The sequence below is a fragment of the Shewanella sp. Pdp11 genome, from assembly GCF_002838165.1.
GTDB classification, from domain to species: domain Bacteria; phylum Pseudomonadota; class Gammaproteobacteria; order Enterobacterales; family Shewanellaceae; genus Shewanella; species Shewanella hafniensis.
Map to the genome: position 1 here is coordinate 2,060,443 of NZ_CP015194.1, position 15,059 is coordinate 2,075,501.

The window sequence follows — 15,059 nt, forward strand, 5'->3', positions numbered from 1 at the left end:
TCACACTGGATGAGCATGCTGCATTTGAATTACAACCACCTGTATTATTTTTGGATGATTAAGAAAAAGGGTTCGGTTGCTAAGGCGGCCGAAGCCCTCTGTTTAACGCCGCAAACGATAACGGGGCAAATTCGTGCCCTAGAAGACAGGTTGAATGGCAGTCTGTTCAAGCGAGTCGGGCGGACATTGGAGGCGACAGAGTTAGGTGAATTGGTGTTTCGCTACGCCGATAAGATGTTTAGCCTTAGCTATGAAATGCTCGATTTACTTAATTATCAAAAAGCGGATGCCATGTTATTCGAGGTGGGTATTGCCGATGCCTTATCTAAAGCTTTAGTCAGCCGAGTTTTATTATCTGTAGTGCCTAATGACAATTCTATGCATTTAGCTTGCTATGAGGCGACTCACGAAAGCTTAATGGCACGTTTGCGCGAGCATAAATTGGATATGATCCTCTCCGATTGCGCCGGTGAATCACTGAAATACCCTGAAATTTTATCTAAAAAGTTGGGCGAGTGTGGTGTGAGTTTTTTCTCCGCTGATACTTATAGCGCTGATTTTCCTGCTTGTTTAGAGCAAGGCCAGCTATTGATCCCCGGCCGCAGAACTTCGCTTGGACAGCAATTATATCGCTGGTTTGATGAGCAAAACCTTAAAGTCAGTATCTTGGGTGAGTTCGATGATGCGGCCATGATGAAAGCCTTTGGTTACCTTAAACGAGGTATTTTTGTCACACCGTCGATTTATCGCCAAGAAGTGATTTCCCATGGTATGAATTTGCTCGGTGAAACCACCGATGTGAAAGAGGAATACCATGTGATGTTTGCCGAACGTATGATCCAACATCCTGCGGTAAAGCGATTATTGGATACAGATTTTAGCGATCTCTTTGAGGGGCTCGATACGCAAGTACAACAATGCTAATTTTGTGAGCCAATGTGAAGGGGTAATCGACACTTTAGTCACTGAACTGATAGACTAATGCCAAATCTGTGTTGGGAGAAATACCTTGGAATTAATGAACATCGCAAGGGTTCGCTGGGCATGTCGCCGCGGGATGCTGGAATTAGACGTTTTGTTTCAACCTTTTGTTGAAAACTTCTATCAAGAAATGTCTGATGAAGATAAAACCGTGTTTATCCGTTTGTTAGAATGTGAAGATCCTGAATTGTTTGCTTGGTTTATGGGCCATGAAGTGTGTCCTGACACTGAACTGGCTCGTATGATAGTAAAAGTCCGTGGAAGACCGGCACCATAGTTTCAGTGTAAAAGCCTCCTTCGACCAGCGACTCTCGTTGGTCGTTTTTATTTGTGTCTGTTCTAGCTCATTTTTGTTCTGGCCTCAAAGTGATAATTTCGCCTTATCCCTGCTTAAATATCTGTTTATCGCGCTGGTTTGTATCTTCTTGCTGTCGCAGTTGTGGCGACTGCAGCAGTGGCGTTTAGATTTTGTGCTGAGTGATAAAGGTGAGGGACGTTTATCAACGGGGGAGCACTTTCAGGTATTAAAGCGCACTTGGGTGACACCCTTTGTATGTTTGATGTATATCGAAGTGGGTACTCAGCTGCGGCTCTTGATGGTTTGGGCGGATATGTTAGACGATACTGACTATCGGCATTTATGTCGGCTGTTACTGCGGGCTAAAATAAAACAGACTAAACCTCATAACGAGGTTTAGTCTGTTTTCAGCAAGCCAAATAAGAACCTAAACCTATAAACACATAAGCGGTTACTTTTCTGGTAGTAAAATTGTTGGGCGCGGCGCGTCTAATTTCTCAGGGTGATCGATATTAAAATGCAAACCACGGCTTTCTTTACGCTCCATGGCACAGCGAATAATCAACTCGGCCACTTGCACTAAGTTACGTAATTCGAGCAAGTTATTGCTGACTCTGAAGTTACTGTAATACTCTTGAATTTCTTGCTGTAACATCAGGCAGCGGCGTAGTGCTCGTTCCAGACGTTTATCCGAGCGCACAATCCCAACGTAGTCCCACATGAATAACCGCAGTTCGTGCCAGTTATGGGCGATGACCACTTCTTCGTCCGAGTTAGAGACTTTACTTTCATCCCATGCGGGAATTTGTCCCGGGATTTGAATTTTATGCAGTTGGCTTTCTATGTCCTGTGATGCCGCACGGGCAAATACTAAACATTCGAGTAGCGAGTTACTCGCCAGACGATTGGCGCCATGTAAGCCGGTATAGGCGACTTCACCAATGGCATAGAGGCCGTTGAGATCCGTTTGACCGTGCATATCTGTCATCACGCCGCCGCAGGTGTAGTGAGCCGCAGGCACGACAGGGATAGCATCTTTAGTGATATCAATCCCCAGCTCTAAGCAGCGGCTATAGATGGTCGGGAAATGCTTCATCACAAAGTCAGCATCTTTATGGCTGATATCCAGATACACACAATCGGCACCCAGACGTTTCATCTCATAGTCGATAGCGCGAGCAACAATGTCACGTGGGGCGAGTTCAGCGCGTTCATCAAAGTCCGGCATAAAACGGCTGGCGTCAGGACGACGCAGATACGCCCCTTCACCACGCAGGGCTTCGGTGAGTAAGAAGTTGCGCGCATCGGCATGGTACAAACACGTCGGATGGAATTGGTTGAACTCCATATTCGCCACTCGGCAACCTGCACGCCACGCCATGGCAATACCATCGCCGCTAGCGACATCGGGGTTAGAGGTATATTGATAAACTTTAGAACTACCGCCGGTCGCTAACGCAACAAACTTGGCCTTAACGGTTTCGACGTGTTCTTCGTTGCGATTCCACACATAAGCGCCCAACACTCGATTTCCTGGGCGATTTAACTTACGGGTGGTGATAAGGTCGATGGCGTTATAGCGTTCTAAAACTTGGATATTGGGGTGGGCGAGTGCACGCTCTTGTAGCGTGGTTTGCACTTCTTTGCCTGTGGCATCGGCAGCGTGCAAAATACGTCTGTGGCTATGGCCGCCTTCACGGGTTAAATGGTAAGGTGCATCTTTTGCATTGCCGTCTGTGGTTTCTTCTTTATCGAAGGCGACGCCACATTCGATCAGCCATTGCATTGCACTCTTAGCATTTTCAGCGGTAAAGGTGACGACGTCTTTGTCGCATAAACCCGCACCTGCAATTAATGTGTCTGCAACATGGGATTCGATAGTGTCACTTTCGTCGAAGACGGAGGCGATACCGCCTTGGGCGTAGTAAGTCGACCCTTCCGAGAGTGGGCCTTTTGAAAGCAGAATTACTTTTGCTTTTTCAGCAAGATGCAAAGCTAGTGTCAGACCTGCGGCACCGCTACCTATGACTAATATGTCAGATTGGTGTTCAACTACTTGTTTCATCGGGTATCATGATGTGACTTGAGAGTGCCATCTATGGTAAACCAACTCACGGATTATGGGTACTTTCCTTTTAACCTTACTTTTTTTATATAATTTCAGAACTTTTTCAAAGTACGCGAGTCTACTTAAGTGAATATGATTCGAGCGACTGAGAAATCAGCATTTTAGATTTAGGAGAAGTCGGCTCGGATGAGTGGACAATTAAGTGATCAACAATTAGTTGAGCGCGTACAACAAGGTGATAAAAACGCTTTTAACCTGTTAGTGCTTAAATATCAAAGTAAAGTCATTAGCTTGATATCCCGTTATGTACGGAACCAAGCGGACGTTGCCGATGTCGCACAGGAAGCGTTTATCAAAGCTTATCGAGCTTTGCCAAACTTTCGCGGTGAAAGTGCATTTTATACTTGGTTGTACCGCATCGCAGTAAACACTGCGAAGAATTATCTCGTATCACAGGGGCGTAGAGCGCCCGCGAATGATGTTGATGCTGAAGATGCCGAATATTATGAAGGTAGTGATGCGCTGAAGGAGTTCGCCTCCCCAGAACGGCTCATGTTATCGGATGAAATCAAAAAAGTGATTTTCGATACCTTAGAGACACTGCCTGAAGAATTACGAATGGCTATCTCGTTGCGTGAACTCGATGGTATGAGTTACGAAGATATCGCCATAGTCATGGATTGCCCCGTAGGGACCGTAAGATCGCGTATCTTCCGAGCTCGAGAGGCAATCGATAAAAAGCTCCAGCCGTTGCTGGAAGCCTAAATTCTTATTTTAAGAAACCCTTATATTTAGACAGGTGAAAAATGGATAAATTAGGTCAAGAATGGGTATCTGCCGCAGTCGATGGAGAGACTGATGCGCAGACCATGGCAGAGTTATCTGCTGATACACATTCACATGATAAATGGCATAACTATCATATGATAGGCGATGCCATGCGTGGCGAATTGCCACAGAATATTGTGTTAGATCTTTCTGCTAGCATTGCTGCCGCCATTGAACTTGAGCCAGCGATAGTTGCGCCTAAGCATCATGCGTCTAAAGTCACTGCACCTGTAACGCCACAAATTGCCGCCAATTCGGAGCAAAGCCGCGTCGTACCTTTATTTAAGCAATTTGGCCAATATGCCATTGCTGCGACGGTTGCTATGTTTGCGATTGTGGGTGTGCAGAATTACAATCAAACCGCCGATGATGCTGTGTCACCATCGCCCGTGTTAATTACAAGGCCGCTTATTGGTAGCGCATCACCTGTGAGCCTACAAACTGGTCCTGTACAACAGAGCCAAGGCTATACCAATGATCAGGTGAATGAGCAACGTCGCCGAATTAATACTTATATCCAAGATCATATGTTGCAACAACGATTGAATACTGGTGCGGTTGTAGAGGACAATACCGAGGTCGTACCCGTTCCGGTCAATCAATAACGAGGAGTTAGCTTGCGTCTAATCCTGTTGGCTTTATTAGCCTTGGTCTTTCCTGCAACCGCGCAGGAAGACATGCCTGCCAAAGCTTGGCTCGAGAAAATGAGTCAGGCTTTACGAGAGAAAGAGTTTAAAGCATCGATTATTCAACTTCAGGCCGATCATATTCGGCCCTTGGTTTACCTGCACGGTAAGGTGAATAATCAAGAAGTAGCCTTTCTAGAATACCTTAACGGTCCACCTAAAAATGCTGTGCGTGTCGGCAATCGTGTTACCTTTATTGAGCACGACGAGCCTGCATACAGTATTGTTTCTAATCATATTCAAGGTGTTTGGCCTGCCGCTTTTTCTGCCAATATGGCGGATTTAGAAGTGGGTTATCAGTTTGTGCTTGGTGGTCGCACCCGTATTGCTGGGCGCCCGGGGCAAATGATCCGCCTGTTGCCCAATGATGAATTCCGTTATGGCTTTCAAATTTGGCTTGATATGGAAACTTATCTGCCGCTGCGATACGACATGCTGACTCAAGATAAGCAATTGCTTGAGCAGATCATGGTGATTGAACTCATCGAATTCAGCGAGCCGCCAGCCATTTTGCAAGAAGCCTATAAGCAAGAATGGCCTGCAGTTATCGATCAAGCCGAGCGCCAAGACGGTCAAAACTGGCAATTTGCTTGGTTACCCGCAGGTTTTACTGTGGTCGTGCGTGATCACCATAGATTGATTGGTAGCCATGAGGCGGTGGAATACATAGCACTAACTGATGGGCTAGCGAGTATCTCCGTTTATGTTGCGAGAGCAAGTACAAGTCCATTGCCTGAGGAGTTAATCACCCGTAATGGTTTGTCGTTAGTCTCAGAAAAAGTCGGTAATGCCGAAGTGGTTGCAGTGGGTAAAGTGCCGACACAAACCCTAACACGCATTGCTAAAAGTCTGACGCTAGAGTAGGACGCCGATTATGATGGAAGAAATTGCCAGAGTCGTCGCCTGTGATAGCCAAGGCTGGTTGACGGTTGAAGTCGAACTTAAGAGTACCTGCAAGAGCTGCAGTAACAGCGAGTCTTGCGGGACCTCTGCTGTGGCTCAGGCTTTTTCCTCGAAAACTCAGCAATTTTCGATTCAGAGTGAGCGCCGCTGCGAGGCGGGTGAGTTACTCAAACTAGGACTTCCCGAGAGCGTAATCCTCAAAGCTGCGGCATTAATCTATTTAATGCCGCTGTTTGGTTTGTTTGTTGGCGCTGCGTTAGGCCAATTTTTAGGCCAGTTGCTTGAGTTTAATCCTAACCTAGGTGCTATGGGCTTTGCGGCCGTTGGTGCCTTGCTTGCGTGGTCTTTTGGTAAGCAACAGGCCAAACGCTTAGAAGTCGATGCTCAACCTGTGATTTTGGCCTATTTGGGCATGAGCATCAATTTACAAGAATTAGCTCAATAATTTCAATATTTTATTTTTTATCAAATAACAGCTAACTGCGGTTTTGGGCGTTGTTTTATCTGTCTGTCTTAAGTCGGAGTGAATGTGATTGGTATTGAAACCGCAATCAGGTACAATTTCGCTCCTTTGAACCGTATCCATTTTCAGTATTAGTCATTGCAGCATAATGAAACAAATTAGAAACTTCTCAATTATTGCCCATATCGACCATGGTAAATCGACGCTATCAGATCGTCTTATTCAGGTTTGTGGCGGTTTAACCGACCGTGAAATGGATGCTCAAGTTTTAGATTCTATGGATCTAGAACGCGAGCGTGGTATTACGATTAAGGCACAAAGTGTCACTTTGGATTACAAAGCCAAAGATGGCCTTGTCTATCAACTCAACTTTATTGATACCCCAGGTCACGTTGACTTCTCCTACGAGGTCTCGCGCTCATTAGCAGCCTGTGAAGGCGCTTTGCTGGTGGTTGATGCGGGTCAGGGCGTTGAAGCTCAGACACTGGCAAACTGTTACACCGCGTTAGATATGAATCTAGATGTGGTACCCATTTTAAACAAGATTGACTTACCACAAGCCGATCCAGAACGTGTTGCTGCCGAGATTGAAGATATCGTCGGTATCGATGCCATGGATGCTGTGCGTTGTTCGGCTAAAACCGGTGTCGGTGTCGACGAGGTTTTAGAAGTCATTGTTGCCAAAATTCCACCGCCAGAAGGCGATCCTAACGCACCATTGCAAGCCTTGATCATCGATTCTTGGTTTGATAACTACCTAGGCGTAGTGTCTTTAGTGCGAATTAAACACGGTAGCCTGAAAAAAGGTGACAAGTTTAAGGTGATGTCTACAGGACAAAACCACACTGCGGATCGCGTCGGTATTTTCACCCCAAAACAAACTGATAAAACCGAACTTAAAACCGGTGAAGTAGGCTTTGTTATTGCGGGTCTGAAGGAAATTCACGGCGCGCCTGTGGGCGATACATTAACTTTAGCCAAAAACGGTGCTGAAAAGCCGTTACCTGGTTTTAAGAAAGTGAAGCCACAGGTATACGCTGGCGTATTCCCGATTTCTACTGACGAATATGAAAACTTCCGTGATGCGCTGAATAAGCTCAGCCTGAACGATGCGTCATTATTCTTCGAACCAGAAAGTTCATCGGCACTCGGTTTTGGTTTCCGCATTGGCTATTTAGGCCTGCTGCACATGGAAATCGTACAAGAGCGTTTAGAGCGTGAATACAACCTAGAGTTGATCACTACAGCGCCAACCGTAGTGTACGAAGTGGTGATGACCAGCGGTGAAACTATTTACGTTGATAACCCGTCTGATCTACCAGCGATTAACAACATCGAAGAAATGCGTGAGCCGATTGTTGAGGCCAACATTTTAGTGCCCAAAGAATACTTAGGTAACGTGATTACCTTGTGTATTGAAAAACGTGGCACGCAAGTGAACATGGTTTACCACGGTAACCAAGTGGCTGTGACGTATCATCTGCCAATGGCGGAAGTGGTCATGGACTTCTTCGACCGTTTGAAATCCACTAGCCGTGGCTATGCATCACTCGAATATAACTTTATTCGTTTCGATCCCGCTGACATGGTGCGTTTAGATATTCTCATCAACGGCGACAGAGTCGATGCCTTGGCTATGGTTATCCATAGATCCAACATTCGTCACCGTGGTTTAGCCTTAGTCGATAAGATGAAAGAGCTGATCCCGCGTCAGATGTTTGATATCGCGATTCAAGCGGCTGTGGGCAGTCAAATTATTGCTCGTTCAACCGTGAAAGCCTTGCGTAAAGACGTAACGGCTAAATGTTATGGCGGCGACGTTTCTCGTAAGAAAAAACTCTTAAATAAACAAAAAGAGGGTAAGAAACGGATGAAGCAAGTGGGTAACGTTGAGGTGCCACAGGAGGCATTCTTAGCGGTACTTAAGCTAAACGAGTAATCGTTAGCATAGAAATGACCATTTAGTTGACTATTGCGCCGCTGTTTGCGGCGCTTTAGTTAGGTTATCGCATTGGTTTATCACTTTGGTTTACCAAGGTCGAACACGGTAAGTTAACTAAAGTATGATATTCGCTGAGTTAGACACCTTTAAATGATTTTAAAGCAGGAGTTCAATAAGCAATGGCAGCGTATTTTTCCATTATTCTAGTGCTAATCACCCTGATCTCGGGACTTATTTGGTTAGTCGACGTGCTCGCATTCGCCCCTAAGCGTCGTGAGAGTTTAGCGTTAGCCAAGGCCTCGCAAGCGACGTTAACCGAAGAAGCCGAGTACCAAATCATTCGTGAGTCGACCATAGTCGAAACCGCGCACTCTATTTTCCCTGTGATTGCCTTTGTGTTGATCCTGCGTTCATTCATTTATGAACCATTTCAAATCCCATCGGGTTCTATGATGCCAACCCTCTTAGTAGGTGACTTCATTCTGGTGGAAAAATTCAGTTATGGGCTTAAAGATCCTGTATGGCGCACTAAACTGGTTGAAACCGGCGAGCCCAAACGTGGTGATGTGATCGTGTTTAAATACCCTGAAAACCCGACAATTGACTACATCAAACGTGTTGTCGGTTTACCGGGTGATAGAATTATTTACCGTAATAAGCAGTTGATGATCCAGAAGGCCTGTGGCGTTGAGCAAACAGATTGCCCAGAACCACAAGTTATCGCCCGCACTGAAATCAGTCGTGGTGATTACAGCCAAGATGGCGTGCCATTACTGCGTTACACGGAGCAACTGGGCGAAGTCGCCCACGATATTTTGATCAACCCAAGTCGTCCCGACATGCTGGGATATTTTAAGCGCGAAGGTAATTTACCCGCGGGTGAGTTTTTAGTGCCTGAAGGCCATTACTTTGCCATGGGTGATAACCGCGATAACAGCACCGACAGTCGTTTCTGGGGCTTTGTGCCAGAAGAAAACCTTGTTGGTAAAGCGGTAGCGATTTGGATTAGTTTTGAATTTGACCGCTCAAAAGCAGACTTCCTCCCAACTTGGGTGCCTAGCGGCGTGCGTTTTGAGCGTGTAGGTGGAATTAAATAGCATGGAACCGATTAAAAATTTGCCACGTTTGTGTCGTACTTTAGGTTATGAGTTCAAGAATATTGAGCTGTTGACTCAAGCGCTGACCCACAGAAGTGCGGCAAATAAACACAATGAACGCTTAGAGTTTTTAGGTGATTCAATTTTATCTATTGTGATTTCTGATGCCTTATATCATCAGTTTCCGAAGGCGACCGAAGGCGATTTAAGCCGGATGCGCGCCACCTTAGTGCGCGGTGATACCTTAACGATCATCGCCCAAGAATTTAAGCTCGGCGATTATTTATATCTTGGTCCTGGTGAATTAAAAAGTGGCGGATTTAGACGCGAGTCGATTCTTGCCGATGCAGTTGAAGCCATTATTGGCGCCGTTTACCTTGATTCCGATCTCGAAGTTTGCCGTGCATTATTGCTTAAATGGTATGCCGAGCGTTTGGCCGAAATCCAACCTGGGATCAGCCAGAAAGACGCGAAAACCTTACTGCAAGAACATTTACAAGGGTTTAAAAAGCCGCTGCCTGATTACCAAGTAATCAACATAGAAGGCGATGCCCACGATCAGACATTTACCGTTGAATGTCGTATTGAAGACTTGAGCCAAAGCGTCATTGGTGTGGCGAGTTCACGCCGTAAAGCCGAGCAAATCGCGGCCGCTCAAGTATTGGAGTTACTAAAGAAATGACCAAAAAAACAGACTTGTCAGGTATCGATGCTGCAAAAGCGGCAACTGAGCCGAGTTTAGATGAATTACTGGCAAGGATGAATGCGGCCGCGCCAACGCCGTCGGCCCATTACGATGTCACTTATTGTGGCATGGTGGCGATCATTGGTCGCCCTAACGTCGGTAAATCGACGTTAATTAACCGTTTGCTTGGTCAGAAGGTGAGTATTACTTCTAAAAAGCCGCAAACGACGCGCCACCGTATTATGGGTATTCATACCGATGGTCCTAAGCAAATCGTGTTTATCGATACACCGGGTTTGCACATTGAAGAGCAGCGGGCGATTAACCGCCTGATGAACCGCGCAGCGGCCAGTTCGCTTGCCGATGTGGCTATGGTCATTTTCGTGGTCGATGGCATGACGTGGACCGCTGATGATGAGATGGTGCTGAGCAAATTACGCCGTGGCGGCGAAGAGCGTCAGACGATTCTGGCGATCAACAAAGTCGACAATATCAAAGACAAAGAATCACTATTCCCGTATTTGGAAGAAGTCGCCAAAAAATATCCTTTCGATGAAATTTTGCCAATTTCAGCCAGCAAGGGTACTAACGTCCAGCGAATTTTAGAGCTGGCAGCAGCGTCGATTCCTGAAGGACCTTTCTTCTTCCCTGAAGATTATGTTACTGACCGTTCGCAACGTTTTATGGCGTCGGAAATTGTGCGTGAAAAACTGATGCGCTTCTTAGGTGATGAATTACCCTATGATGCGACGGTTGAGATCGAACAGTTTAAGATGATGGAAAATGGCGTTTATCAAATTAATGCCCTGATCCTCGTTGAGCGTGAAGGTCAAAAACGTATGGTGATCGGTAGCAAGGGCGAACGTATTCGTACTATTGCGACTCAAGCCCGCTTAGACATGGAAACCTTGTTTGATAATAAAGTCTTCCTCGAAGTGTGGGTGAAAGTGAAATCTGGTTGGGCCGATGATGAACGCGCCCTGCGTAGCTTAGGTTACGGCGACGATTAAGCATTAATTCCAGCGAGCGCGCTTACCGATGAAACGTGGCTATGTTCTGCATCATCGTCCGTATCGAGAGTCCAGTGTCTTAGTTAACCTCTTAGTTGACGGCATTGGACGGGTCGATGTGGTTGCCCGAACCGGCAGCGGTAAGCGCTCTATCAAGAGTATTCTCCAGCCCTTTCAACCGCTGATCTTCGAATTTAGCGGTAAGTCTGAATTAAAAACCTTAACTCAAGTCGAAGCTGCTGCGCCTGCTGTGCCTCTATCAGGCCAAAGTTTGTTTGCTGGCATGTATATCAATGAGTTATTGGTTCGCACTTTGTCTGTGCAGCACAACGCCGAAGAGTTGTTCCTCATTTATCATCAAGCTTTAGTCGGCCTTGCCGCGAAGTTTTGCCAATCCCAACTGCGTTATATTGAGCTCGCCTTGCTGAGAGAATTAGGTTTTATGCCTTCGCTTAGCCGCGATACTCAGGGCGAACCACTCGTTGCTGAAGATTATTACCAGCTCGTGCCTGAGTTAGGCTTTCAATTTGTGCTCAACTCCCGTGCTCGCAATGCCTATCAAGGTGCCATGTTGACGGCGCTTAACGATAACCAACTCACCGATGTGCATTTTTTGAGCGCTAAGTTATTGATGCGCTCCCTGTTAAAGCCATTACTCGGGACTAAACCTTTGCTGAGTCGACAATTGTTCGTCAGCGCTGCCACGCCAACCAAGATTGATGGGAATAATTCGCCCTAGCTCCTGTTTTTTTGTGTAAGCCTAAGTACAATAAGCCGCAATATCAGCGTTCAACATTAAGGAGTTCCCGATGAGCCGTATCTTATTGGGCGTGAATATCGACCATATTGCTACTCTGCGTCAGGCGCGTGGCACCAGTTATCCTGATCCTGTGCATGCCGCCGCCGTTGCTGAGCATGCTGGCGCCGATGGCATCACTATCCATTTGCGTGAAGACAGACGCCACATCATCGACCGCGATGTATATTTGCTGGCAAAAACCTTGAAAACCCGCATGAATTTTGAATGTGCAGTGACTGAGGAAATGCTTAACATCGCCTGTGACATTAAGCCGACCTATGTTTGTTTAGTGCCAGAAAAGCGCCAAGAAGTCACGACTGAAGGCGGTTTAGATGTGGCGGGGCAGTTAGATAAAATCACTGCAGCGGTCACTCGTTTAGCGGCTGAGGGCATTCAAGTCTCTTTATTTATCGACGCCGATAAAACTCAAATCGATGCCACCGTTGCGTCAGGCGCACCGCTTATCGAAATCCATACTGGCTGTTATGCTGATGCGAAAACGGAAGCAGAAGAAGCCACTGAGCTTGCGCGTATCAGCGAAATGGCCAAATACGCCCATGGCAAAGGTTTAGTGGTTAACGCGGGTCATGGTTTGCATTATCACAACGTGAAACCCATCGCGGCGATTCCTGAGTTATATGAACTCAATATCGGCCATGCGATTGTCGCCCGTGCCGCCATTGACGGTTTAGCGACAGCAGTAAAAGACATGAAAGAGTTAATGCTTGAAGGTCGTCGAGGCGAATAATGGCGATTGTCGGCCTAGGCACAGATATCGTTGAGATTGAGCGGATTCAGGCGCATGTGGCGCGCGCAGGCGATAAGCTGGCGAAACGTGTGCTAACCGAGGCTGAGTTGGCCATTTATACTGGCCATAGTCAGCCAAGCCGTTATCTTGCCAAGCGTTTTGCCGCCAAAGAAGCTGCAGCCAAAGCGCTCGGTACGGGCATTGGCCGCGGCGTGTCGTTTCAGCATATTCACATTGGCAACAATGCGGATGGTGCGCCGACGATTCACTTTACCGAGGGTGCTTTAGCGCGCTTACAGCAGCTTAAAGCGACGGTTGGGCATATCTCTATTGCCGATGAAAAATCCTATGCGATTGCGACGGTAATCATAGAGTCTCAATAAACCCGAGTTGGTGTTTGTCGTCTATCAAAAAGGAACCTTAGGGTTCCTTTTTTCATTTCTGGATGGGTATCAAAATAAGTACCAAACAATAAAGTGCAACAATTCGTTTACTTTTACTGTTCAGCTTAATTGTTTTGCGCTAGTTTATGGCTTGCGCGTCGCTCAATTTGGCGCAGGTAAAAGCAGGGGCAAATGAAGAGGAACCCAAAATGAAATCCGCCGCAGAGCAGTTATCGACCTACAAAAGTGTGCATTTAAATCATCGTAATATTCAGACCCATTTTATTGGTATCCCACTGATTATTTGGTCTGCATTCCTGTTGTTGGCCACTGTACGTATTCCGCTGGGCAGTCTGGGTGAGACCAGTCTAGCCGTGATTGTCGGCGTGTTAGTGTCGGCCTACTATGTCCGTTTACACTTAAGGCTCTCAATGGGGCTGATCTTATTTATGGTTCCTGTGCTGCTCACAACTGAATGGGCGGCGCATATTGCCGGTGCCACTTGGCTTGCCCTAGGGGTATTTGTGGTGGGCTGGGTGTTCCAGTTAATTGGCCATAAATATGAAAAAGCCAAGCCTGCCTTTGTGGATGACTTAAATCAGCTATTAATTGGACCATTTTTCTTAATGGCGGAAGTGTATTTTATGTTGGGCCTAGAAAAGGCGCTCAATGCCCAGATAACGCCGATGGCGATTGAAAAACGCCGCGCATTGGAGGCGAAAAAGGTTTAACTCGTTACATCACTTGGGAAAAGTATTGCTCGGGGGAGCAGTCGGCCGAACGACATATTAATATGTCGTTCGGCCGAATTTTTATGGGGCAAATCGAAAGCTAAGCTCTGGGCGGGTGATAATGCAGCGGAATGATGCGCACGGTTTTAATCATATTTTCAGCCACATCGATGATCTCTAAAGGATACCCAGCTAAACGTAAACTGGTGTTCGCTGAGGGGATTTCCTCTAGGTATTCTAGGATCAGACCGTTGAGGGTCTTAGGGCCGTCGGTCGGGAAGTTCCACTTCATTTCTTTATTCAAATCACGAATGGTAATGCTGGCATCGACTAAGTAACTGCCATCTTGCTGCACTTTAATATCTTCACTCGGCGTGGTTAACATTGAGGTGGTAAAGTCGCCGACAATCTCTTCGAGAATATCTTCGAGCGTCACTAGACCTTGAATATCGCCATATTCATCAACCACTAAGCCGATGCGCTCTTTGTTCTGCTGAAAGTTAGCCAGTTGCACATTGAGTGGCGTACCTTCAGGCACAAAGTAGAGTTCTTTCACCGCGCGCAGCAGAGATGACTTGCTGAATTGCTCTTTCGATTGTAATCGCAGGGCATCGCGCAAATGAATAAAGCCCACCGCATCGTCAACTGTGTCGCGATAAACTAACACTCGGGTGTGCGGGCTTTGGATCACCTGGCGATTGATGACTTTAAATTCGTCATTGACGTTAATCCCGTAGATATCCGAGCGCGGCACCATAATGTCTTCAACGGTGACTTTCTCTAAATCTAGGATAGATAACAGCATTTCTTGGTGACGTTGGGGGATAAGTGCCCCCGCTTCATGTACGACAGTGCGTAACTCTTCTTGGCTTAAGGCATCGCTACTATTAACGGTTTTAATTCCCATCAAACGTAAAAAACCTGACGTGATGAGGTTAACGCCTTTCACTAAGGGCGCTAATAGGATTAACAACCAGCGCAGCAGTATGCTGGAGGGGAAGGCGATACGTTCTGGATTGAGTGCGGCTATGGTTTTGGGGGTGACTTCAGCAAATACCAGTACAACGAGTGTCAGCACACCGGTAGCGATGGCGACACCTAAGTCCCCCCAGAGGCGCATACCAATAATAGTGGCGATAGCCGATGCTAAAATATTGACTAAGTTATTGCCGATTAAGATCAAACCAATCAAACGGTCAGGACGCTCAAGCAACTTCAAAGCTCTAATCGCCCCTTTATGGCCATTACTGGCTAAGTGGCGTAGACGGTAGCGGTTGAGTGTCATCATGGCGGTTTCTGAGCCTGAGAAATAGGCAGAGAATAGGATAAGCACTAGTAAAACGATCAGGAGTGCGCTTGTCGATATAGCGTCCAAAAAAGGCTCCAATGTGGCCAGTAAACTTAAGTAAATACCGACATTTAAAAAAAGTGTCAAGT

Annotated in this window: 17 protein-coding genes; 15 read left to right on the forward strand and 2 right to left on the reverse strand. The window is 46.5% G+C overall.

Annotation, left to right across the window (positions count from 1 at the left end; translation table 11 throughout):
* Positions 1–15: 15 nt before the first annotated feature.
* From nhaR to AYJ58_RS09080, 3 genes are all read left to right on the forward strand, one after another.
* Complete coding sequence (gene nhaR / locus AYJ58_RS09070; RefSeq protein ID WP_106649848.1) at positions 16–924, forward strand: transcriptional activator NhaR; 909 nt, start codon at positions 16–18, stop codon at positions 922–924.
* 85 nt (positions 925–1,009) lie between these two features.
* Complete coding sequence (locus AYJ58_RS09075) at positions 1,010–1,258, forward strand: FAD assembly factor SdhE (RefSeq protein ID WP_106649849.1); 249 nt, start codon at positions 1,010–1,012, stop codon at positions 1,256–1,258.
* Complete coding sequence (locus AYJ58_RS09080) at positions 1,239–1,679, forward strand: protein YgfX (protein ID WP_106649850.1); 441 nt, start codon at positions 1,239–1,241, stop codon at positions 1,677–1,679. The genes AYJ58_RS09075 and AYJ58_RS09080 overlap by 20 nt, the downstream gene beginning before the upstream one ends.
* Positions 1,680–1,730: 51 nt before the next feature.
* Here AYJ58_RS09080 and nadB read toward each other — a convergent pair whose 3' ends face one another.
* Positions 1,731–3,344: an L-aspartate oxidase gene (gene nadB / locus AYJ58_RS09085; protein ID WP_106649851.1), complete on the reverse strand. Its 1,614-nt coding sequence runs from the start codon at positions 3,342–3,344 to the stop codon at positions 1,731–1,733.
* Positions 3,345–3,533: 189 nt separating this feature from the next.
* Here nadB and rpoE point away from each other — a divergent pair, with 189 nt between their 5' ends.
* The 12 genes from rpoE to AYJ58_RS09145 all read left to right on the forward strand — a co-directional run bounded on the left by rpoE (position 3,534) and on the right by AYJ58_RS09145 (position 13,622).
* Positions 3,534–4,112, forward strand: a complete 579-nt coding sequence (rpoE, locus tag AYJ58_RS09090; protein WP_106649852.1) for an RNA polymerase sigma factor RpoE — start codon at positions 3,534–3,536, stop codon at positions 4,110–4,112.
* 41 nt (positions 4,113–4,153) lie between these two features.
* Positions 4,154–4,780 carry a sigma-E factor negative regulatory protein gene (locus AYJ58_RS09095; protein ID WP_106649853.1) on the forward strand — a complete coding sequence of 209 codons (627 nt, stop codon included), beginning with the start codon at positions 4,154–4,156 and terminating at the stop codon, positions 4,778–4,780.
* A 12-nt stretch (positions 4,781–4,792) separates the two neighbouring features.
* Positions 4,793–5,725 carry a MucB/RseB C-terminal domain-containing protein gene (locus AYJ58_RS09100; protein ID WP_106649854.1) on the forward strand — a complete coding sequence of 311 codons (933 nt, stop codon included), beginning with the start codon at positions 4,793–4,795 and terminating at the stop codon, positions 5,723–5,725.
* A gap of 10 nt (positions 5,726–5,735) precedes the next feature.
* Complete coding sequence (locus AYJ58_RS09105; protein ID WP_106649855.1) at positions 5,736–6,209, forward strand: SoxR reducing system RseC family protein; 474 nt, start codon at positions 5,736–5,738, stop codon at positions 6,207–6,209.
* Positions 6,210–6,375: 166 nt separating this feature from the next.
* A complete protein-coding gene (lepA, locus tag AYJ58_RS09110; RefSeq protein WP_006080777.1) occupies positions 6,376–8,166 on the forward strand; it encodes a translation elongation factor 4 in 1,791 nt (596 codons plus the stop codon).
* A 182-nt stretch (positions 8,167–8,348) separates the two neighbouring features.
* On the forward strand, positions 8,349–9,266 hold the full coding sequence (lepB, locus tag AYJ58_RS09115) for a signal peptidase I (RefSeq protein WP_006085066.1): 918 nt from the start codon (positions 8,349–8,351) through the stop codon (positions 9,264–9,266).
* A 1-nt stretch (position 9,267) separates the two neighbouring features.
* The gene (gene rnc, locus AYJ58_RS09120; protein ID WP_012088603.1) at positions 9,268–9,948 is read left to right on the forward strand and encodes a ribonuclease III; all 681 of its coding nucleotides are present in this window, start codon (positions 9,268–9,270) and stop codon (positions 9,946–9,948) included.
* On the forward strand, positions 9,945–10,961 hold the full coding sequence (gene era, locus AYJ58_RS09125) for a GTPase Era (protein WP_006085067.1): 1,017 nt from the start codon (positions 9,945–9,947) through the stop codon (positions 10,959–10,961). The genes rnc and era overlap by 4 nt, the downstream gene beginning before the upstream one ends.
* Positions 10,962–10,989: 28 nt before the next feature.
* Positions 10,990–11,700 carry a DNA repair protein RecO gene (gene recO / locus AYJ58_RS09130; RefSeq protein WP_006080781.1) on the forward strand — a complete coding sequence of 237 codons (711 nt, stop codon included), beginning with the start codon at positions 10,990–10,992 and terminating at the stop codon, positions 11,698–11,700.
* A gap of 70 nt (positions 11,701–11,770) precedes the next feature.
* Positions 11,771–12,508, forward strand: a complete 738-nt coding sequence (pdxJ, locus tag AYJ58_RS09135; RefSeq protein ID WP_106649856.1) for a pyridoxine 5'-phosphate synthase — start codon at positions 11,771–11,773, stop codon at positions 12,506–12,508.
* A complete protein-coding gene (acpS, locus tag AYJ58_RS09140) occupies positions 12,508–12,891 on the forward strand; it encodes a holo-ACP synthase (protein ID WP_106649857.1) in 384 nt (127 codons plus the stop codon). The genes pdxJ and acpS overlap by 1 nt, the downstream gene beginning before the upstream one ends.
* A gap of 209 nt (positions 12,892–13,100) precedes the next feature.
* Positions 13,101–13,622 carry an Mpo1 family 2-hydroxy fatty acid dioxygenase gene (locus AYJ58_RS09145; protein ID WP_106649858.1) on the forward strand — a complete coding sequence of 174 codons (522 nt, stop codon included), beginning with the start codon at positions 13,101–13,103 and terminating at the stop codon, positions 13,620–13,622.
* 100 nt (positions 13,623–13,722) lie between these two features.
* Here AYJ58_RS09145 and AYJ58_RS09150 read toward each other — a convergent pair whose 3' ends face one another.
* Positions 13,723–14,997, reverse strand: a complete 1,275-nt coding sequence (locus AYJ58_RS09150; protein ID WP_106651789.1) for an HlyC/CorC family transporter — start codon at positions 14,995–14,997, stop codon at positions 13,723–13,725.
* Positions 14,998–15,059: the final 62 nt, after the last annotated feature.